The sequence below is a fragment of the Pseudomonas sp. AN-B15 genome (assembly GCF_019056475.1).
In the GTDB taxonomy this organism is placed as follows: Bacteria; Pseudomonadota; Gammaproteobacteria; order Pseudomonadales; family Pseudomonadaceae; genus Aquipseudomonas; species Aquipseudomonas parakoreensis.
The window spans coordinates 4,263,241-4,281,598 of the sequence record NZ_CP049737.1; the positions used below are offsets into that span (position 1 = coordinate 4,263,241).

At 61.5% G+C, this 18,358-nt stretch carries 20 protein-coding genes; 4 read left to right on the top strand and 16 right to left on the bottom strand.

Features of this window, described 5'->3' with window-relative positions; genetic code table 11:
* Positions 1-114: 114 nt before the first annotated feature.
* The 4 genes from dgoD to GTQ41_RS19215 all read right to left on the bottom strand — a co-directional run bounded on the left by dgoD (position 115) and on the right by GTQ41_RS19215 (position 3,622).
* Positions 115-1,263: a galactonate dehydratase gene (gene dgoD / locus GTQ41_RS19200; protein WP_007961968.1), complete on the bottom strand. Its 1,149-nt coding sequence runs from the start codon at positions 1,261-1,263 to the stop codon at positions 115-117.
* Between the two features lie 48 nt (positions 1,264-1,311).
* A complete protein-coding gene (locus tag GTQ41_RS19205) occupies positions 1,312-1,932 on the bottom strand; it encodes a 2-dehydro-3-deoxy-6-phosphogalactonate aldolase (RefSeq protein WP_047295616.1) in 621 nt (206 codons plus the stop codon).
* Between the two features lie 19 nt (positions 1,933-1,951).
* The gene (locus GTQ41_RS19210) at positions 1,952-2,941 is read right to left on the bottom strand and encodes a 2-dehydro-3-deoxygalactonokinase (RefSeq protein ID WP_047295618.1); all 990 of its coding nucleotides are present in this window, start codon (positions 2,939-2,941) and stop codon (positions 1,952-1,954) included.
* A 201-nt stretch (positions 2,942-3,142) separates the two neighbouring features.
* A complete protein-coding gene (locus GTQ41_RS19215) occupies positions 3,143-3,622 on the bottom strand; it encodes a GNAT family N-acetyltransferase (protein ID WP_047295620.1) in 480 nt (159 codons plus the stop codon).
* A 222-nt stretch (positions 3,623-3,844) separates the two neighbouring features.
* Between GTQ41_RS19215 and GTQ41_RS19220 the strand changes: the two genes are divergently transcribed.
* The 4 genes from GTQ41_RS19220 (at position 3,845) to GTQ41_RS19235 (ending at position 5,761) form a co-directional block, all read left to right on the top strand.
* Positions 3,845-4,498, top strand: coding sequence for an HD domain-containing protein (locus tag GTQ41_RS19220; protein ID WP_047295622.1), 654 nt, complete (start codon positions 3,845-3,847; stop codon positions 4,496-4,498).
* A 96-nt stretch (positions 4,499-4,594) separates the two neighbouring features.
* Positions 4,595-4,939, top strand: coding sequence for a hypothetical protein (locus GTQ41_RS19225; protein WP_047295624.1), 345 nt, complete (start codon positions 4,595-4,597; stop codon positions 4,937-4,939).
* A gap of 44 nt (positions 4,940-4,983) precedes the next feature.
* Positions 4,984-5,238, top strand: coding sequence for a hypothetical protein (locus GTQ41_RS19230; RefSeq protein WP_007961959.1), 255 nt, complete (start codon positions 4,984-4,986; stop codon positions 5,236-5,238).
* A 142-nt stretch (positions 5,239-5,380) separates the two neighbouring features.
* On the top strand, positions 5,381-5,761 hold the full coding sequence (locus tag GTQ41_RS19235) for a Rho termination factor N-terminal domain-containing protein (protein ID WP_047295626.1): 381 nt from the start codon (positions 5,381-5,383) through the stop codon (positions 5,759-5,761).
* Between the two features lie 124 nt (positions 5,762-5,885).
* On the opposite strand, the gene GTQ41_RS19240 is transcribed toward GTQ41_RS19235, so the two are convergent.
* The 12 genes from GTQ41_RS19240 to GTQ41_RS19295 all read right to left on the bottom strand — a co-directional run bounded on the left by GTQ41_RS19240 (position 5,886) and on the right by GTQ41_RS19295 (position 18,195).
* Positions 5,886-6,815, bottom strand: coding sequence for a PfkB family carbohydrate kinase (locus tag GTQ41_RS19240; RefSeq protein WP_047295628.1), 930 nt, complete (start codon positions 6,813-6,815; stop codon positions 5,886-5,888).
* Positions 6,808-8,274: a cytosine permease gene (locus GTQ41_RS19245; RefSeq protein ID WP_217325342.1), complete on the bottom strand. Its 1,467-nt coding sequence runs from the start codon at positions 8,272-8,274 to the stop codon at positions 6,808-6,810. The genes GTQ41_RS19240 and GTQ41_RS19245 overlap by 8 nt, the downstream gene beginning before the upstream one ends.
* Before the next feature lie 167 nt (positions 8,275-8,441).
* Positions 8,442-9,440 (bottom strand): ADP-ribosylglycohydrolase family protein, encoded by a 999-nt coding sequence (locus GTQ41_RS19250; protein WP_047295633.1) that lies wholly within the window; start codon positions 9,438-9,440, stop codon positions 8,442-8,444.
* A complete protein-coding gene (locus GTQ41_RS19255; RefSeq protein ID WP_047295635.1) occupies positions 9,437-10,150 on the bottom strand; it encodes a GntR family transcriptional regulator in 714 nt (237 codons plus the stop codon). The genes GTQ41_RS19250 and GTQ41_RS19255 overlap by 4 nt, the downstream gene beginning before the upstream one ends.
* Before the next feature lie 195 nt (positions 10,151-10,345).
* Positions 10,346-11,314 (bottom strand): L-arabinose ABC transporter permease AraH, encoded by a 969-nt coding sequence (gene araH / locus GTQ41_RS19260; RefSeq protein ID WP_047295742.1) that lies wholly within the window; start codon positions 11,312-11,314, stop codon positions 10,346-10,348.
* Between the two features lie 12 nt (positions 11,315-11,326).
* Complete coding sequence (araG, locus tag GTQ41_RS19265; RefSeq protein ID WP_047295637.1) at positions 11,327-12,871, bottom strand: L-arabinose ABC transporter ATP-binding protein AraG; 1,545 nt, start codon at positions 12,869-12,871, stop codon at positions 11,327-11,329.
* A 33-nt stretch (positions 12,872-12,904) separates the two neighbouring features.
* Positions 12,905-13,909, bottom strand: coding sequence for a substrate-binding domain-containing protein (locus tag GTQ41_RS19270; protein ID WP_047295641.1), 1,005 nt, complete (start codon positions 13,907-13,909; stop codon positions 12,905-12,907).
* 278 nt (positions 13,910-14,187) lie between these two features.
* The gene (locus GTQ41_RS19275; RefSeq protein WP_047295643.1) at positions 14,188-15,006 is read right to left on the bottom strand and encodes an SDR family oxidoreductase; all 819 of its coding nucleotides are present in this window, start codon (positions 15,004-15,006) and stop codon (positions 14,188-14,190) included.
* Positions 15,007-15,276: 270 nt separating this feature from the next.
* The gene (locus tag GTQ41_RS19280) at positions 15,277-16,152 is read right to left on the bottom strand and encodes an SMP-30/gluconolactonase/LRE family protein (protein WP_047295646.1); all 876 of its coding nucleotides are present in this window, start codon (positions 16,150-16,152) and stop codon (positions 15,277-15,279) included.
* Between the two features lie 46 nt (positions 16,153-16,198).
* Positions 16,199-16,915 carry a FadR/GntR family transcriptional regulator gene (locus GTQ41_RS19285; RefSeq protein ID WP_047295648.1) on the bottom strand — a complete coding sequence of 239 codons (717 nt, stop codon included), beginning with the start codon at positions 16,913-16,915 and terminating at the stop codon, positions 16,199-16,201.
* 97 nt (positions 16,916-17,012) lie between these two features.
* Positions 17,013-17,573 (bottom strand): DUF1285 domain-containing protein, encoded by a 561-nt coding sequence (locus GTQ41_RS19290; RefSeq protein WP_047295650.1) that lies wholly within the window; start codon positions 17,571-17,573, stop codon positions 17,013-17,015.
* A 16-nt stretch (positions 17,574-17,589) separates the two neighbouring features.
* Positions 17,590-18,195 (bottom strand): DUF4823 domain-containing protein, encoded by a 606-nt coding sequence (locus tag GTQ41_RS19295; RefSeq protein WP_041069208.1) that lies wholly within the window; start codon positions 18,193-18,195, stop codon positions 17,590-17,592.
* Positions 18,196-18,358 lie beyond the last annotated feature (163 nt).

Below are 18,358 nucleotides of genomic sequence, written 5' to 3' on the forward strand. Positions count from 1 at the left end.
TGGGAGCTGGCTTGCCAGCGATAGCGGTGCATCTGTTACATCAATGTCGGATGTGCCGCCGTCATCGCTGGCAAGCCAGCTCCCACAATGGATTTTGGGTGGGTCAGAAGAGACTCACCACTCGGCAAAACTGCCATCGGCATGGCGCCAGATCGGATTGCGCCAGCGATGGCCGACGGCGGCACGCTCGATCACGTATTCCTCGTTGATCTCGATACCCAGCCCCGGCCCGTTCGGAATCTTCACGAAGCCTTGGTCGTAATCGAACACCCGCGGATCCTTCACGTAGTCGAGCAAGTCGTTGCTCTCGTTGTAATGGATACCCAGGCTCTGTTCCTGGATAAACGCGTTGTAACAAGCCGCGTCGAGTTGCAGACACGCCGCCAGCGCAATCGGCCCCAGCGGGCAATGCAGCGCCAGCGCCACATCGTAGGCTTCGGCCATGTTGGCGATCTTGCGGGTTTCGGTGATGCCGCCGGCGTGGGAGGCATCCGGCTGGATGATGTCGACGTAACCTTCGCTCAACACCCGTTTAAAGTCCCAGCGCGAGAACAGCCGCTCACCGAGGGCAATCGGCGTGCTGGTCAACGGCGCCAGCTCCTTCAGCGCCTCATAGTTTTCGCTGAGCACCGGCTCTTCGATGAACATCAGCTTGTACGGGTCGAGCTCCTTCATCAGCACCTTGGCCATCGGCTTGTGCACTCGACCGTGGAAGTCGACACCGATGCCGACGTTCGGCCCGACCGCATCGCGCACGGCGGCGACATTGGCCAGGGCCAGATCGACTTTCTCGAAGGAGTCGAGGAACTGCAGCTCTTCGGTGCCGTTCATTTTCACCGCCGTAAAACCACGGCTTACCGCCTCTTTGGCGGCACGCGCGGTGTCGGCTGGACGATCGCCACCGATCCACGAATACACGCGGATCTTGTCGCGCACCTGACCGCCCAGCAGATCGCTGACCGACACGCCAAGGGCCTTGCCCTTGATGTCCCACAGCGCCTGGTCGATACCGGCCAGCGCACTCATGTGGATCGCGCCGCCGCGGTAGAAGCCGCCGCGGTACAGCACGGTCCAGATGTCCTCGATATTGCGTGGGTCTTTGCCGATCAGGTAGTCGGACAATTCCTCGACCGCGGCCGCGACGGTGTGGGCGCGGCCTTCGACTACAGGCTCGCCCCAACCGGTCACGCCCTCATCGGTTTCGACCTTGAGGAAGCACCAGCGCGGCGGGACGATGAAGGTGGTGAGTTTGGTGATTTTCATCTGCTTGTCTCTCTTGTTAGATGCAGCGCACGCAGCGCCGGATAAATCTCAGCGAAGGGCTTTCCAGGCGGCCACGTAGGATTTGGCATTGGCCGCCACTTGCTCAACCGTCATGCCCGGTTTGAACAGGCCGGAACCGAGGCCGAAACCTTTTACGCCGGCGTCGATGAACGCTTGCATGTTGTCCGGGGTGATTCCGCCAACCGGCGCCAGCACCGTCCCTGAAGGCAACACCGCGAGCCAAGCCTTGACCACTGCCGGGCCCATCTGCTCGGCCGGGAACAGCTTGAGAATGTCCGCGCCCTCCTCCAGCGCCGCGAAGGCTTCGGTCGGCGTGGCGACACCCGGCGACAGGTACAGCCCCGCCGCTTTCGCTGCTCGCAGTACCTTGGCATCGCTGTGCGGCATGACGATCACCTGGCCGCCAGCCTCTTTCACCCGCTCGACCTGCTCCGGGGTCAGCACCGTACCGGCACCGATCAGGCAATCGGCGGGCAAGGTCTGACGCAGGATGCGGATACTTTCGTACGGCGACGGGGAATTGAGCGGTACTTCGATGACGCGAAATCCGGCGGCATACAGGACTTCTCCGACAGCTGCGGCTTCCTGCGGATGCAGGCCACGCAGAATAGCGATCAGACCGTTTTGTGCCAGTGCTTGCTTGAGCATGTCAGGCCTCCAGTCAGGGTTAACGGGATGAGGAATCGAGCAGGCCGGCGGCCAGCGCCAGTTGCCACAGGCCACGCTCGGTGGCCTGCTCGGCCAGCGTGACGCGAGCGAAACCGCAGGCCTCGAGCGCACGGCCGTAACGGGCGCAGAGTTGCGCGTTGCCAATAAGGATGATTGCGGGCAGGTGCACGCTGTGGCGCCGACGCCGCTGCACGGCGGCAAGCGCCACCAGTTCATGGCCGATCATCAGCCCGGACAGGTAATCCGCTTGCGCCGTCGGGACCAGTTCGCCGGTCAGGCCCAAGGTGCGGGCACTGAATAATGTGGAGAGCACACCCAGTTCGCCGTCCGCCGACAGCGCCACTTGCACGCCACGGTCAAACGCCAGCCCGTCGAACGCTGCACCCTGTTGCTGGGTACGCCCGAGAATGCTGTGTTCACTGAGCACGGCGAACACTTCGCCGGTCATGAACGTATCGAAATGCGTGATGCAGCCGTCGATCACTTCCACCCACTTGGAATGGCTGCCCGGCAGACCGATCAACAGATCGCCGCCCGCCTCGGCCGGCAAGTTCTGCAGCACGCCGAGGACCTGGGTTTCTTCACCGCGCATGACATTGGGCAGACGAGAGCGCTGGATCACGCCCGGCACGATATGCACCCGTGTGCCGCGCAGGCTGACCAGCGTTTGCAGGGAATTTCCGAGATTGGCGACGTTTGCCGGCGTCTCGCAGTAAGCCGCTTCGCGCCAGCCTTGAGCGCTGCCCACCATGCCACAGGCGATCACCGGCAGATCCGGCTGCGCATCAAGCCAGTCGCCACACGCCTCTTCGAAGGCCAGTTCAAAGCCGTCGGTGCATTCACCACCGTTGATGACTCGCGGAGTCTTCGGTAACTGCATGATCCCGAACGACAGCGCACGCTGCTCCAGCACCACTGCGCCCGCTGCGAGTTTGTAAGCACGTAATGAGGTCGTCCCCCAATCGAGCGCGATCAATTGCGCCTGCATCGCTTCACCTGTTTTGTTTTTGGCAGTGAGTGCGACGGACTATAAACCTTGGCGCAGACAAATCTCAATATATAAATAACTCTCCCACATTATGGGATTAAGCCAAAAAAAGATCGCAGCCTTCGGCAGCTCCTGCAGAGGATGATCAATCTTCTGTAGGAGGGAGCTGCCGAAGGCTGCGATCTTTTCCTGAGGGATCAACTACCCCTCGGCAAACTCGCGCAACACCTTGCCATCCATGCGATAGCGCACCCACTCTTCCTGCGGCTGCGCACCAAGGGATTTGTAGAATTCGATGGCCGGGGTGTTCCAGTCCAGCACACTCCATTCGAAGCGGCCGCAGTCGTTGTCGCAAGCGATTTTCGCCAGATGCCGCAGCAGGGTTTTACCGGCACCGCCGCCGCGTTGTTCGGGAGTGATGTAGAGGTCTTCGAGGTACAGGCAGTTGCTGCCGAGCCACGTCGAATAGCTGAAGAAGAACACCGCAAAACCGATTGGCATACCGTCACGCAGGCAGATCAGGCCATGGGCCGTGGCGCCTTCGCTGAACAGGCTGCGCTCGATATCGGTGACGCTGGCGATCACTTCGTGGCGGGCCTTTTCGAAATCTGCCAGTTCGGTGATGAAGGCGAGGATTTGCGGCGCATCGCTGGGGGTCGCCGGGCGGATTTCGATCGTCATGAACGGGCCTTGTCGGAAAAGGGAAAGCGCCATACTAAAGCCGTGGGCAGCGCTCGTCACATTCAATACCTAGTACAGAACCTTGCGGTGAGGGGATTTATCCCCGGTGGGGTGCGCAGCAGCCTTGAAAAATGGGAGTGCTTCGCACTCCATCGGGGATAAATCCCCTCACCACAGAAGTATCATGGGCTTCGAAATTCAGGTAAGTCTGCAAGGATGTTCATGAACGCCGCTGCTTTTGCCCCGCTCACCTCACTCGCCGCCGAGTTGCTGCCCCACGCTCTGGAGACCTCCGACGACGGCGCCCACGACCTCGCTCACTTGCAACGGGTCTGGCACACCGTGCGCACCTTGCAGGCCGAGGAAGGCGGCGACTTCGAAGTGTTGCTCGCCGCCGTGCTGCTGCACGACTGCGTAGCTGTCGAGAAGAACTCGCCGCTGCGCTCGCAGGCCTCGCGCCTTGCCGCTGACAAAGCGGCCAATGTGCTGGCTGAACTGGCTTGGCCCGCCAGCAAAATCGCCGCCGTCAGCCACGCCATCGAAGCCCACAGTTTCTCCGCCAATATCACCCCGCTCACCCTCGAAGCAAAACTGGTCCAGGACGCCGATCGTCTCGATTCGCTGGGCATGCTCGGCGTTGCCCGTACCTTCTACGTTGCCGGGCGCATGGGCAGTGCGCTGTACGATCCACGCGACCCCGAAGCCAAGACACGTGACTACGATGACACACGCTTCTGCCTCGACCACTTCCAGACCAAACTGCTGCACCTTGCCGACGGTTTTCAGACTGGCGCCGGTCAGCGTCTGGCGCAGATCCGCCATCAGCGTCTGAAGGGTTTCATGGAGCAGTTCAAGGAGGAAATCGGCATCGATTGATGACCTGTGTCTCGACCGTTCGTCGTTCATCAGGCACCAATCCAGTCCAGGGGCAGACCAACGAAAGGTAAGGAATTCAATCACTGGAGAAGCCCTATGATCCCGTCAAGGTTGACTGCCCTCGTTTTCGCCGCCCTGCTGAGTCCTGCGGTTTTCGCCGCTTCTACCACCGCAGCAGGCACCGGTCCTACCGATCCGGTTCCGTCACCACGCGCTCCCGCCATTAACAGTGCCCCGGGCATGAACACCGATGGCTCCGGCGTTCCGTTGATCAATCAGCCACCCGCCACCGGCACCGATCCGCGCACCCAGGGCAGTGATCCCGGTCGCCAGGGTGGCATGAACACCCCCGACTCCCCCGCCACACCCGATAACGCCGGCCCCGGCATCGGCTCGAAAACCACCACCGGTGGCTCGGGTTCCGAAGGTAGCGGTCAGTAGTTCGCCGACGCGAGCGTCCTATTCACATCCATGAAGAGGTAACCATGAACGTCGATAAAAACCTGGAAAAAGAAGTCCTTACCCGCCTGCTGCACGCCCATCCGAGCGGACTGGGCAAAGAGGTGCTGGACAACTATCGCGGTGAGAAAGTCGTGGCCAGCGCCCTCGCCGCCCTGCAGGATCGCGGACTGATTCACCATGGTCATGTGACTTGCAACGAGGCCGGCGAACACTCGTTGAATCTGCCGATCAAGCTCAGTGCCGCGGGCGTCGAAGCGGCGCGCAAGCTGGATGTCTAGAAGCAGTGGTTGTGTGAACGCATGATCATGCAGGAGCTGCCGCTGGCTGCGATCTTTTGATCTTGTTTTTTAAAAGCAAAAGATCGCAGCCTTCGGCAGCTCCTACATATGAAACCCATCTACTGATGCAAGGAGAAATCCCATGCCTCGTGGAAGCAAAGACAAATACACGGCCGAGCAGAAGCGCAAGGCTCAGCACATTGAAGACAGCTACGAGCATAAAGGCCTGTCCAAGGACGAAGCCGAAGCGCGCGCCTGGGCGACGGTCAACAAACAGTCGGGCGGTGGCGAAAAGGCTGGCGGCTCCGGACGCAGGAAACCGGCGAGTGCCAAGTCCGAAGATCGCAAGGAATCATCGCGGCGAGCGGTGGCCAGTCGTGAAGGACATGCGCGCGACAGCAAGGCGTCGCGCGAGACGCAGACCATGGACAGTCTGAGGAAAGAGGCGCGGGCGAAGAATATCGCCGGGCGTTCTTCAATGCGCAAGGATGAGTTGATTGCGGCGTTGCGCAAAGCCGGCTGATATTTGTTTTGAGGCTGATGGCCTTATCGCTGGCAAGCCAGCTCCCACAGTGACTCCGGGGTACACAAGTTTGCGTTTCACCCTGTAAACCTGTGGGAGCTGGCTTGCCAGCGAAAGCGTCAGATCAGTCGCCGCAGGACTCGCGGATAAATCCATCCACTTCAGCCGCCCCCGGCGCTGTAGCCGGCCCCCATCGCGTCACCGCCAAAGCCGCTGCCGCATTCGCCCGCCGCGCCGCCTCATGCGCCTCCAGGCCCCGAGCCAACCCTGCGACAAACACCCCGGCATGCGCATCCCCCGCACCGTTGCTGTCCACGGCTTGCACGGCGAACCCCGGCACATGCCGCCGCTCATCGGCCTGCTGAATCCAGCACCCCTGCGGCCCGTCGCGTACCACCAACAGCACGTCTTGCGGTAAGTGTTCGGCGAGTCGGTCCAGTGCCGCGCCAATGTCCGCCGCCCCGGTAAACCGCAACGCTTCGACGCTGTTGCTGGTCCACACATCAATGCGCGGCAGCAGCGCCCGCATCAACGCCGAGTCCGGCGACTCCACCAGCGGGCCCGGATCGAACACCACGTTGATCGCGTCCGGCAGCGCCAGCGTCCAGTCCAGCAGTGCCTGCGCCTTGCCTGCATGCAGCAGGCTGTAGCCGCTCACATACACGTAATCGCCCGCCTCGGCGGTCACGCTGTTCAAATCGTCCCAGGTCACCTCACCTTCAGCGCCGATGTAGGAAATGAAACTGCGCTCGGCCGACGCATCGGTCAGCGCCACGCAAATCCCGGTGTCGCGTTGCGCAGGCGTCTGTATACCGATGTGAATGCCTTCGGCGTTCATCGCCTGACGCGCCAGATCACCGAAACGCCCGCTGCCGTGGCGACCGAGATAAACCACCGGCAAACCATTGCGTACGGCAGCGGCCATCACGTTGAAACCGCCGCCGGCCTCGAACGCCGCAGACTGCGCCAGCACATCGCCGCCGATTTGCGGCAACTGATCCACCGCCATGACCAGGTCAATGATGACCTGGCCGGTGTGCAACATCTTAGGCATGAGCATTCTCGACTTGCGCGGCGCGGCGGTCTTTCGCCCCGCCGAGAACCAGGTAAATGCCACCGGCCACCACGAAGGTCACGATCCAGCCCAGACCGTTGTGGCCCAGCCACGAGTCAGACAGGAAGCCTTTGAACCAGACATTCTCGGCGGTGGTGCCGATGGTGGTGAAACTGAAGCCGAGCACGATGGCAATCGCCCAGGCGCCGAACGCGCGCCACTCGATGCCGCCGCGATACCAATAGGCGCTGCTCGGGCTGACATCAAGCAGGTCGTTGGGGCTGTAGTAATGCCGGTGAATCAGGTCGATCACGAAGATCCCGACCCACGCGGTGATCGGCACCGCCAGCAGGGAAATGAAGGTGATGAACGGGCCGTAGAAGCTGTCGGCAATCAGCATGAAGTAGATCGAGCCGGCGAAGATCGCGACGATGTCCACCACCACCGCGTAGACGCGTTTGACCTTGAGACCCAAAGTCAGCGTGGTCAAACCGGCGGAGTACACCGAGAGGTTGTTCGACAGCAGCAGTCCGCCGAATGCGGTGATCAGGTACGGCACGGCCATCCACGTTGGCAGCATGTCGCGGATTGCCACGATCGGGTCAGTCGCCGATGCCAGGTCGTTGTTACCCACCGACAGCAGGCCGCCGAGGGTGATCAGCAGCACCAGCGGAATCCCCGCACCGAACGCCGCCGACGCTACCAGCCGCACCGCCTTGACGCTGCGGTGCTGATAGCGCGACATGTCCGCGCCAGCGTTGGCCCAGCCGATCCCGGTGCCGGCGGCCATGGTGCCGATGCCGATGATCATTGCGCTCAGCGGCGCTGGCGTGGTGTTGAACACCGCGCTCCAGTCGATCGTCGCGCAGAGGAAGCCGCCGACCAGAATGTTCAGCGCGCCAAACACGTAGGTCGCCCACTTCTGGATCACCAGCAACGTCGCGTGACCGAGGCCGGAAACCGACAGGGTCAGCAACACGAAAATGGCGATGAAGAGCAGGGTCAGCACGGGCGCGCTTTTCGCTTCCACCGGCGAGCCGAACAGGATCGAGCACAGCGACAGCAGCACGAATGCGGCGGTGGTGGTGTTGACGGTTTCCCAGCCCAGACGCGACATCAGCGAGACCAGGGTCGGGCCGATGTTACCGCGCACGCCGAAGATCGCCCGCGACAGGGTCAGGCTCGGCGCGCGGCCGCGGCGGCCGGCAATCGAGATGATCCCCACCACCGCAAACGAACCGGCTGCGCCGACAATCGCGACGATGATCGCCTGCCAGATCGCCAGCCCGCGAAACGCCACCAGCGTAGCGCCCAGCGGCAGTCCGAGAATGGAAATGTTGGCGGCGAACCAGACCCAGAACAGTTGCAACGGATGGCCGTTGCACTCGGCTTCCGGCACCGGCTCGATACCCCGGGTTTCCAGTTGCCCGGCGCTTTGCCCGACGTTTGATGAACTCATGAACAGTGCTCCTGTTTGCCATTCTTGTGTTTATGGGCAATTCAATAACCCGCACATCTCCTGTTGGAGCTGCCGCAGGCTGCGATCTTTTGATCCTGATTTTGCGGCTGCCTGAAGACTGCTGAAGATCAAAAGATCGCAGCCTTCGGCAGCTCCTACACGGGTCCTCAGCGTAAGGTGAGGAGTCCTTTCACGAGGGGCTCAAGCTCCAGATGATTGACCGCTTTGACTGTGGCGATCATCGGCGCCGGCCAGCTCTCAAGACCCAGGCAGGCCCCGAGCATGGCGCCGAGAATCGCCGCGATGGTGTCGGTGTCGCCGCCAAGGCTGGCGGCCATGCACAACGCTTCGAACGCACTCATCTCGCCGACCGCCACTTGCTGCGCCAGGGCGAATGAGACCACCACCGATTCCTGCGATGCCACCGACGTGCCGATCACGTCGTACAGCAGATCCGCCAGCAGCGCCTTGTCACTATCGACGCTGATGGTTCGCGCCCAACTGATGCGCGAAGCGATGCGCCCGCCGGCCACCCAGTGCCCATGTGCCTCGGCCTGTTGCGCAATCTGCTGGCCGAGGTTCAATGCCTCGCCCAGATCCATGCCGTTGATCCCGGCCGAGACCACCGCCGCCACCGCCGCCGCACTGGAAATCCCCAGCGTGGTGTTGTGGGTGACCTGACACGCCTGCACCACCGCCGCAATGAAACGCTGTGGATCGGCGACATCCGCCGCAATGCCCACCGGGGTAATGCGCATCGCCGCGCCGTTGGTGGTGCCATAACGCCCGGCCTCCTCCGGCGAGTGGCCGGCTAGGATCATTTCAATGGCGCGTTTGGTCGACGGGCCAAGCAGGTCCTGCGAACCCTTGGCCTGCATCTCGGCTTCCCACTCGATCAGCCGTTGGGCGAGCACGGCCGGCTCAATCCGGCCCTTGCCCTCGAGCAGCAACTGACCGACCAGAATCGCCTGTTCGGTGTCGTCGGTGATCGAGCCTTTGGGCATGTTGGCGGCAATCGGTTGCAGAGGACCGGCATCCTGCAGATCGGTGATCCAGCCGAAGCGGATCTTGATCGTTTCACGGTTCAGCGATTGGGTCGGCATGCCCAGCGCATCACCGAGGGCCAGGCCATAAAACGCACCAAGGGCACGGTTGAGCGCGGTCATTTCGATTCTCCAAATTGCAGGTGCAGGCGGAAATGCACCGGGTCGAGCAGGCTTTCGACCTGTTCCATGAAACGGTTCTGCCGGTCGTAGGTGGTGCGCAGGGCCTTGAGGAACACCGTCCCCACCGGGCGCCCGAGCAGCTCAGCGTCTTCGGCATTCAGCGGTTCGGCGCCGATCCACTGATCACCGCGCTCGCCGATGTAGCCGTAGGCCGCGAGGGTAATGGTCAACGAGTTGTCGATCAGACCGACCCGCGGCAGGCTTTCCAGGCCGCCGGTGGCCGGCATCAACGAGCGTTCAAGGGACACCAGAGTGCCGTCGCTGGAGCGGCGACGGCGGTCGAGGGTGATGAATTGGTCGGTGCCAAACCGCGAGAGCAGATCGGGCCGGGTCACGGCTTCCAGGCGCAGCACTTCAGTGTTGATCAGCGCCCCGCTGTCGGCCAGCGCCTGCGCCCAGCCGCTGCGCTGATCGAGCGCTACACCGTCGAACGTGACAATGGAGCCGACCCCGCTTTGCGTGGCGATGTAATTGCGCCGCTTCAGTTCGGCCAGCGCCTCGCGCAACGTGCCACGGCTGACGTTGAATTCCTGAGCCAACTGATGCTCGCCGGGCAACAGAAAGCCGTCCTCCATGAGGCCGCTTTCGATACGCCGGACGAGCTCGTCGACCACCCGTTGTTTCTTGTCAAATCGTACCTGTCTAATCATGTACAAAGTGATACCCGAAACGGGCGCGGGCGAGCAAGGAATTTTTAGGAGAGATGACGGAAGGTCTGGCGCGGCGCAACCACCTGTGGGAGCTGGCTTGCCAGCGATGGCGGCGGAACATTCAAAGTTAATGTTGAATGATCAACCGAAATCGCTGGCAAGCCAGCTCCCACAGGTTCGCGTGCTGAGCGGGAATCAGCGTTGTTTGAGGCGATCGATCACCACGGCCAGCAACAGAATCGAACCGCGAATCACATACTGATAAAACGTGTCGATGTTCTTCAGGTTCATCGCATTCTCGATGATCGCCAGAATCAGTACCCCGGCAATCACATGCCGGATCATGCCGATCCCGCCGCTCAACGACACGCCGCCGAGCACACACGCCGAAATTACAGTCAGCTCGAAACCCTGGCCAATCATTGGCTGCCCGGAGGTCATGCGCGATGCCAGAATCACCCCGGCCAGTGCGCCGATCACGCCGTGCACGGCGAAAATGATGATCTTGGTCCGGTCAACGTTGACCCCGGCGAGCAACGCTGCTTCCTGGTTGCCGCCGATGGCCATGGTGTTGCGCCCGTAGGTGGTGTAGTTCAGCAGCCAGCCGAAGAACAGGAAGCAGACGATGGTGATCAGGATCGGCACCGGCACGCCGAACAACTGGCCGTTGCCGAAGACGAAGAACGATTCCTGCGACACGCCCACCGCTTTGCCGTTGGCAAAAATGTAGGCCAGGCCGCGGACGATCTGCATCGTCGCCAGCGTGGTGATCAGCGCATTGACCCGCAACTTGGCAATCACGATGCCGTTGATCAGCCCGACCATCAGGCCCATCACCAGCGCTGCGCTGACGCCGAGGAACACGCTGTTGGTGTCGCGCATCACCACCGCCGCCGCCACGCCGGCGCAAGCGATCACCGAGCCTACCGACAAGTCGAAGTGCCCCGACGCCAGGCAGTAGAGCATGGTGCACGCGGCGATGCCGGTGGTGGAAATCGCCAGGCCCAGCCCGCGCATGTTCAGTGGCGAGAGGAAGTTGTCGATCAGCAGCGTGCAGGCGACGAAGATCCCGATCGCCGCCAGCAGCATGACCCAGTCATCGAGGAAGCGCCGCAGGTCCAGCGGTTTGCGGGGAGTCGGCAGTGCCTTGTTTTGGATGGTCATCATAGTCACCTCTCAGTTCGCCACGCCGTCAGCGCGATGGCGCGGCAAAGCCAGTTGCAGCAGGTTGGATTCATTGGCCTGGTCGCGGCTGACTTCGCCGCGCAGCGCGCCTTCGCAGAGCACCAGAATGCGGTCGGAAATGCCCATCACCTCCATGAGGTCGCTGGACACCACGATCACCGAAATGCCATCGGCGGCCAGGTTATGGATGATCTGGTAGATCTCGGCCTTGGCGCCGATGTCGATGCCGCGAGTCGGCTCGTCGAGCAGCAGAACCTTCATCGGCATCGACAGCCAGCGACCGAGAATGGCCTTCTGCTGATTGCCGCCGGACAGGAATTTGATCTGCTGCCCGGCGTGCGGGGTTTTGACTTTCAGCGCCTTGATCTGCTTGTCGGCGTTGCCCTTCTCCCATAGCCCGCGCAGCAGGCAGCCGAGGCTGGCATTGGCGCCGCGCGCGCTGATGTTGATGTTCTCGGCAACGCTGGCCAGCGGAATGATCCCTTCTTTTTTCCGGTCCTCGGGGCATAGCAGAATCCCGGCGGCAATCGCGTCACGTGGTGAGCGCAATTTCAGTTCATGGCCGCGCAATTCCAGGCGTCCGGCGGTGTTGCGTTCAAGCCCGCTGAGCAGCCGGAACAGCTCGGTGCGCCCGGCCCCGACCAGGCCGAACAGCCCAAGAATCTCGCCCTTGTGCGCCTCGAAACTCACCGGTTCGCGCAGGCCCGGGCCGAGCAAACCGTCGACCTTCAACGCCACCGCGCCGCGTGGGCGACTGCGGTAATCGTAGATATCCTGAATGTCGCGGCCGACCATGCAGGTCACCAGTTGATCGTGGGTCAACTGGCTCATGTCATCGAAGGTGCGCACGTAACGGCCATCCTTGAACACCGTCACCGCGTCGCAAATGCGGAACACCTCTTCCATGCGATGCGAGACGTAGAGCACCACTTTGCCCTCATCGCGCAGGCGGCTGATGATCGCCATCAAACGGTCGATTTCGCGCGCCGAGAGGCTGCTGGTCGGCTCATCGAAGGCGATCACATGCGCGCCACGGGACAGCGCCTTGGCGATTTCCACCAGTTGCCGCTGGCCGAGCGACAGGCGCCCGACCTTGGTCTGCGGGTCGATTTCATCGGCCAGGCCCTTGAGACAGGCCAAAGCATTCTGGCGCAGGACGCCACGATTGATCAGGCCGAAACTGGCCGGCAGATGACCGAGAAACAGGTTCTCGGCCACGCTCATTTCCGGCACCAGATGCAGCTCCTGGTGAATCACCGCGACGCCGCTGCCGATGCTGTCGGCGGTCGACTTGAACGCCATGGTCTGCTCGCCGATCTGCAACTCGCCGCTGCTCGGGATGTAGGCGCCGCCGAGAATTTTCAGCAGGGTCGATTTGCCGGCGCCGTTCTCGCCCATCAAGGCGTGCACCTGCCCCGGGTGGGCGACGAAGCTGATCGCGTCCAGCGCCTTGACCCCGGGAAAAGTCTTGCCGATCCCGTTGAAGCGCAGGCTGCCGCCGCTGCTGTTTACATGTGTCTGTACTTGCGCGTGCATCTGAGTCACCTCTTCACACCGATCGAGCAGCCATCAGTTCCACAGGCCGATTTTTTCCAGCTCTTGCTTGAAGTTCTCGCGGGTGATCAGAGTGACGTCGTCCATCGCCGTGTACTTCGGCGGTTCTTTGCCGGTGGTGACCCACTCGTACATCATCTCGGCGGTCTTGTAGCCTTCGATGTGCGGGCTTGGCAGCATCGAACCGAAGAAACCGCTATTGGGCTTTTTCAGCTCGCCGATGGCGTCGGTGCCATTGATGCCGATACCAATCACGTTGGCCGCAGCGAACCCGGCGGCTTCGGTGGCGCGGACGCCGCCGAGCACGGTGTTGTCGTTCATGCCGCCGATGATCAGGTTCTTCGCTGCGCTGGGCAGCTTGACCAGCGCCGAGTTGGTAGCGTCCATGCTGCCGGGTACATCAAGGGTTTTCAGCGCGGCGGTCAGGATGTGGTCTTTCGGCAGGCCAGCGTCTTCGAGCGCCTTCATCGAACCGTCGGTGCGCTTCTTGCCGGTGTCGAGTTCGTTATAGGTGTTGACCACCGCGTAGGTGTCTTTCCAGTCCCAGTTGCGTTTCTTCGCTTCGGCGACCATCGCGTTGCCCTGCTTCTGGCCGACTTCGAATGCGGCCATGCCGAGGTACGGCACGTCTTCCATGAACTTGCCGCTGGCGTCGACGAAACGGTCGTCGACGGCGATCACTTTCAGATCATTGAGTTTGGCTTTGGCCATGATTGCCGGGCCGAGCGAGACGTCCGGCGGGCAGATCACGAAGCCTTTGGCGCCGTTGGCCGCAAGGCTGTCGATGGCCGAGAGGGTTTTCTCGCCGTCCGGCACGGCGATCTTGATCAGTTCGAAGCCTTTGTCCTTGGCGGCTTTTTCGGCGAAGGCCCATTCGGTCTGGAACCATGGCTCTTCAGCCTGCTTGACCAGGAAACCGATTTTCACGGCGTCGGCAGCGAGCAGCGTACTGCTCAGACTGAACGCGGTGACCGCCAGCGCGGCACTGCACAGGGTACGAATCCCGAAACGACGTTTCATAAGCTGACTCCTTGTTATTTTTCTTGAGCAAATTAAACAGCTTGTGGCGAGGGAGCTTGCTCCCGCTGGGCTGCGAAGCGGCCTTAAAACTGGTTACCTCGGTCAATCAAACACACCGCGCAGCCCGAATTTACGACTGCTGCGCAGCCGAGCGGGAGCGAGCTCCCTCGCCACAGGTGTGGTGGCGTGACACGTACTGCTGCAAAGCCTGTTGAAAATAGTCATATCGTATGATGATTGGATTTCACGCAGATTTCACCGCCTGAAACCCAAGCTATTCAGTCGTGGTACATCACCGAGCGTCCACCATCGATGGTGATACACGAAGCATTAATAAACGGCGCTTCGTCACTGGCCAGAAACACCGCGGTCATGGCCACTTCAATCGGCTGGCCGATACGTTTCGGCGGGTGCAGATCGAATGCGCGCTGACGCTCGGCCTGCGGGTCGGCAAAGCCGTTCCAGTAATCGACGTTGAGTTGCGTCTCGATGTAGCCCGGGGCAATGGCGTTGACCCGAACGCCCTTCGCCGCGTATTCGATGCCCAGTGCCCGGGTCAGTCCGAGCAGGCCGTGCTTGGCCACCGGGTACGGGAAGCAACCGGGAATGATGTGGGAGGAATGGGTCGAAGCGATGTTGATGATGCTGCCGACGCCCTGCTCGATCATCTGCGGCAACACGGCCTTGCAGCCGTACCAGGCGCCGTCCAGATCGATGGCGAAGCAACGACGCCAGTCTTCTTCGGTCATTTGCAGCGGATCGCGGAACACGTTGACCCCGGCGCAGTTGACCAGCACGTCGATGCGCCCGTGCCGCTCAACCGCCAGTCTGGCCATGGCATGCAGGTCTTGCTGGCGCGAGACGTCGGCCTTGATCGCCTGCACGTCAGCGCCCTGCTCGCGCCAGTGCGCGGCAACCTTCTCGACCTTCTCTGCTTGAATATCGCTGATCACCAGCCTGGCCTGCTGTGAGGCGAAGGTGGCGACGATGGCTTCGCCGATGCCTTGGGCCGCGCCGGTCAGCAGCACCACTTTGTCTTTCAGACGCTCACCCTTCGGCGGCGCAGGCACCGGCGGCAAGGAAAGAGGTTCAGCCATGGATCAGGACTCCTGTTCGTGAGCACAAAAAAACCGGGCATCTGCCGATGTCCGGTCTGGAGGACTGTGGAAACGAAACAGGCAGGCGCGGCGAGCGACGCCGGGCCGTTGCGAGACGCTGACTCCGTTGGGGAGTGCGATAGAGATTCGCTGCATCACTTCACCTGTTTTGTTCTTTTTAAGTGTGAGTGCGTGTTACTGCTGGAGCCGACTATAAACCCGACCGCCGAATAATCTCAATATATAATTTTGCATCCCATATTTTGGGATTTAACCAGCGAAGCGTGTGCAGAGTTTGCCCGGCACATCGACCCGCATCGACAATAGCGCGCCATCCAGTGGATGGTTATGCGGACTCTGGGCGCTGGTGATGTACAGGGTTTTCAGGTCTTCGCCACCGAATACGCAACTGGTCGGGCGGCTGACGGGCAGATCGATTTTGCGGTCGATTTGCCCTTCGGGTGTCAGACGCAGCAGGCAGCTGCCGTCCCAACGGGCATTCCACACGTAGCCTTCGGCGTCCATTGCCGAACCGTCCGGGCCGCCGTTCTGGTCAGGACCGTACCAGCGGCTGGCGACATCAAGATTGCCGTCGGTGTGAATGAAATAGCGATTGAGCACGCCGTCTAGGCTGTCGCCGAACAGCAGCGTGGTGCCGTCGTCGCTCCACAGCAAGGTGTTGGGAATCCCCAAGCCCCGCAGCAACGGTGTGACGCGCTGGTCGGGATCAATGCGGAACAGGCCACCGGAACGACGCTCGACCGGCAGGTCTTCGCCTTGGTCGCCGATGTTGTTCTGCATGGTGCCAAGCCACAATCGCCCCTGACCATCGCAGCGCGCTTCATTGGGCCGATTGCCCGGTTGCGGGTCGGCGATGCAGAACAATGTCAGGCGTGGCTCGAGGCCTGGCGAGTCGAGATCCAGTCGATAGACGCCGCTGCTCAGGGTTACCAGCGCATCGCCGCTGGCACACGGGATAAACGCCGAAACGTGCTCGGGCATCTGCCAGATCTGCACGTTGTTGCCGATCAGCCGCAGCGCCTGCTGGCCGGCGATATCGACCCAGTACAGCGCCTGGGTGGGGGCGTCCCAGAACGGGCCTTCTCCGAGTCTGGCGCGGTGTTGGGTTACGGCGGTCCAGCTCATGGCAACTCCTTGGTTCTTGTGGTTTTTATGGTGGGGATTTGTGTTGTCAGCTGGCTTTTTTGTCGGCCATCACCTGCGGGTAAAAGCGCTTGATTGCCAGGTCGGCATTGTCGATCAGGGTCATGCAGGCCCACACCCCGCGCGCCGCATCGCGGGCGGCGATGGCGTCAGCCATGTCCTTGTGGATCGGCAAGGTGCGACGCAGTTCATCAGGGTCAGCGGCGGAGACTTCAAACGACACCGCGAGCAAGGCGCCGAGGGCCGGGACCATTTGCTCAATGAACTGGTTATGGCTGGCTGCCAGAATGCACTCGTGGAACACCTGGTCGGCACGGTTGTAATCGATGCCGCTGTCGACCGCCCGCTCCAGCGCGTTGTAGGCCAGTTGCACCGCGTGAATCTGCTCCAGGCTGGCGCGCTCGCAGGCCCAGCGCACGGCCATCGGTTCGATGGTACGGCGTAGGTCGAGCAGGTCATCGACGAAATTTTCCGGCAAGCCATTGCGCGATAGCCAACCGACGACTTGCGGATCAAACAGGTTCCAGCGCCGCACCGGTAACACGCGGGTGCCGACTTTCGGCCCGACCTCAAGCATGCCTTTGGCGACGAGGGTCTTTATCGCTTCGCGAATCACCGTGCGGCTGACGCCGAGTTGCTCGCCCAGATCGGCCTCGACCTTGATCGTCTGCCCCGGTTTCACCTGGCCAGCGGCAATCCAGCTGCCCAGCCAATCGACTGTTGATGCATGAAAGCTGCTGGACATGAAGACCTCAAAGCGCTTGGCGATGGGTGTTCACGCTAATCATCATATGATTAACAGTCAATCGGGATTTTAAGGTGGCTCCCAAAGGGCTTTTGGTTTAAGGCTCGAGGCCGATGCGGAAGAATTCGCCGCCACTCCATACGCCCAACCAGCGCTGCCCGTCGATTTCGCGACGGACCGCCAGTTCCACCAGTTGGTAAAACACATTGCGGTGAATCAGCGCTTCGAGGTTGCTGCGCACGTGCACGTAAGGCGCGGGCTCTTGAGTCACCGGGTCGATCTCGACGCGGATCGGATGTTCCGGCCCGGCCTCGGCAGTCTCCTCGACGTTGGTGGTGAAGCGCAGCAACTGCGCTTCACCCTCGCCTTCAACCTCCACGGCAATCGCCACAAACGGCGCGTCGTCGACTTTGATCCCGACCTTTTCCACCGGGGTAATCAGGAAGTAATCATCGCCGTCGCGGCGGATGATGGTGGAGAACAGCTTGACCATCGGCTTGCGCCCGATCGGCGTGCCCAGGTAATACCAGGTGCCGTCACGGGCGATGCGCATGTCGATGTCGCCGCAGAAGTCCGGATTCCACAAATGCACCGGCGGCAGGCCTTTGGTTTTGGGGATCTGTCCCAACAGGTCATTGGCTTTTTGCGGGCCACTCATGGCGTACTCCTTGGGTTTATTGGTCGCCGACTCCCAGCAGGCTGCGCGCGTATTGCGCCAGTGGCGGGCCGATCAGGTCTTCCGGCTTGTTATCGTGGAACGTCAGTAAACCGCCACGACTCTTGATCCGTGCAGTATCAATCAAATACTGGGTGCTGGTCTCGATCAACATGATCTGAATCACCCCGCCGTCGATGCCGAGGCGATCCACGGCTTCCTGATCGAGCCACTCGTCGGAGTTGCCGATGCGGTCGTCAGCCTTGGCGAAGCGGGTATACAGCAGGTAGTGAGCACCGGCATCGCGAGCTTCGCCCAATGCCTGATCGAGGCCTTCCGGGGCTCGCGCACGGCGGACCATCGGGAAGTATTCGACAAAACCTTTGAACGCTTCTTCGGCCACAACGTTCGGGCGCGGATAGGAGCCACCCGGCGGTGCGAATGAACCCTGGGCGATGTAGATGAACGAGTCCGGCTGAATGCGGAAGTTGTTCACCCGACGGCTGTCGCTGTGATCCAGCAGCCCCGCGTCGCTCATCTGATAGCGAGTGCCTTCGGCCATATCGCTGACAGTCATACAGCCGCCAAGCGCCAAAACGGCCAGCAGCAAAACCAGGCTACGCATCCTCATCCTCCAGAAGCCGGTGACGGAAAACCGGCGAATGGCCGTTGGATGCAGCTTTTGCGCCAGCTCAGGATCTTTGCCGGATGATGAAATGCTTTCGCGAGCAGGCTCGCTCCCACAGGATTAAGAAAAACCCTGTGGGAGCGAGCCTGCTCGCGAAAAA

Bases quoted from the DNA above. Each gene is read 5' to 3' on its own strand.
- araG (WP_047295637.1), bottom strand. From the start codon at position 12,871: ATGCACGCGCAAGTACAGACACATGTAAACAGCAGCGGCGGCAGCCTG.
- GTQ41_RS19255 (WP_047295635.1), bottom strand. From the start codon at position 10,150: ATGATTAGACAGGTACGATTTGACAAGAAACAACGGGTGGTCGACGAG.
- GTQ41_RS19290 (WP_047295650.1), bottom strand. From the start codon at position 17,573: ATGAGTGGCCCGCAAAAAGCCAATGACCTGTTGGGACAGATCCCCAAA.
- GTQ41_RS19215 (WP_047295620.1), bottom strand. From the start codon at position 3,622: ATGACGATCGAAATCCGCCCGGCGACCCCCAGCGATGCGCCGCAAATC.
- GTQ41_RS19295 (WP_041069208.1), bottom strand. From the start codon at position 18,195: ATGCGTAGCCTGGTTTTGCTGCTGGCCGTTTTGGCGCTTGGCGGCTGT.
- GTQ41_RS19245 (WP_217325342.1), bottom strand. From the start codon at position 8,274: ATGAGTTCATCAAACGTCGGGCAAAGCGCCGGGCAACTGGAAACCCGG.
- GTQ41_RS19220 (WP_047295622.1), top strand. From the start codon at position 3,845: ATGAACGCCGCTGCTTTTGCCCCGCTCACCTCACTCGCCGCCGAGTTG.
- dgoD (WP_007961968.1), bottom strand. From the start codon at position 1,263: ATGAAAATCACCAAACTCACCACCTTCATCGTCCCGCCGCGCTGGTGC.
- GTQ41_RS19230 (WP_007961959.1), top strand. From the start codon at position 4,984: ATGAACGTCGATAAAAACCTGGAAAAAGAAGTCCTTACCCGCCTGCTG.
- GTQ41_RS19285 (WP_047295648.1), bottom strand. From the start codon at position 16,915: ATGTCCAGCAGCTTTCATGCATCAACAGTCGATTGGCTGGGCAGCTGG.
- GTQ41_RS19280 (WP_047295646.1), bottom strand. From the start codon at position 16,152: ATGAGCTGGACCGCCGTAACCCAACACCGCGCCAGACTCGGAGAAGGC.
- GTQ41_RS19210 (WP_047295618.1), bottom strand. From the start codon at position 2,941: ATGCAGGCGCAATTGATCGCGCTCGATTGGGGGACGACCTCATTACGT.
- GTQ41_RS19270 (WP_047295641.1), bottom strand. From the start codon at position 13,909: ATGAAACGTCGTTTCGGGATTCGTACCCTGTGCAGTGCCGCGCTGGCG.
- GTQ41_RS19235 (WP_047295626.1), top strand. From the start codon at position 5,381: ATGCCTCGTGGAAGCAAAGACAAATACACGGCCGAGCAGAAGCGCAAG.
- GTQ41_RS19240 (WP_047295628.1), bottom strand. From the start codon at position 6,815: ATGCCTAAGATGTTGCACACCGGCCAGGTCATCATTGACCTGGTCATG.
- GTQ41_RS19205 (WP_047295616.1), bottom strand. From the start codon at position 1,932: ATGCTCAAGCAAGCACTGGCACAAAACGGTCTGATCGCTATTCTGCGT.
- GTQ41_RS19225 (WP_047295624.1), top strand. From the start codon at position 4,595: ATGATCCCGTCAAGGTTGACTGCCCTCGTTTTCGCCGCCCTGCTGAGT.
- GTQ41_RS19250 (WP_047295633.1), bottom strand. From the start codon at position 9,440: ATGACCGCGCTCAACCGTGCCCTTGGTGCGTTTTATGGCCTGGCCCTC.
- GTQ41_RS19275 (WP_047295643.1), bottom strand. From the start codon at position 15,006: ATGGCTGAACCTCTTTCCTTGCCGCCGGTGCCTGCGCCGCCGAAGGGT.
- araH (WP_047295742.1), bottom strand. From the start codon at position 11,314: ATGACCATCCAAAACAAGGCACTGCCGACTCCCCGCAAACCGCTGGAC.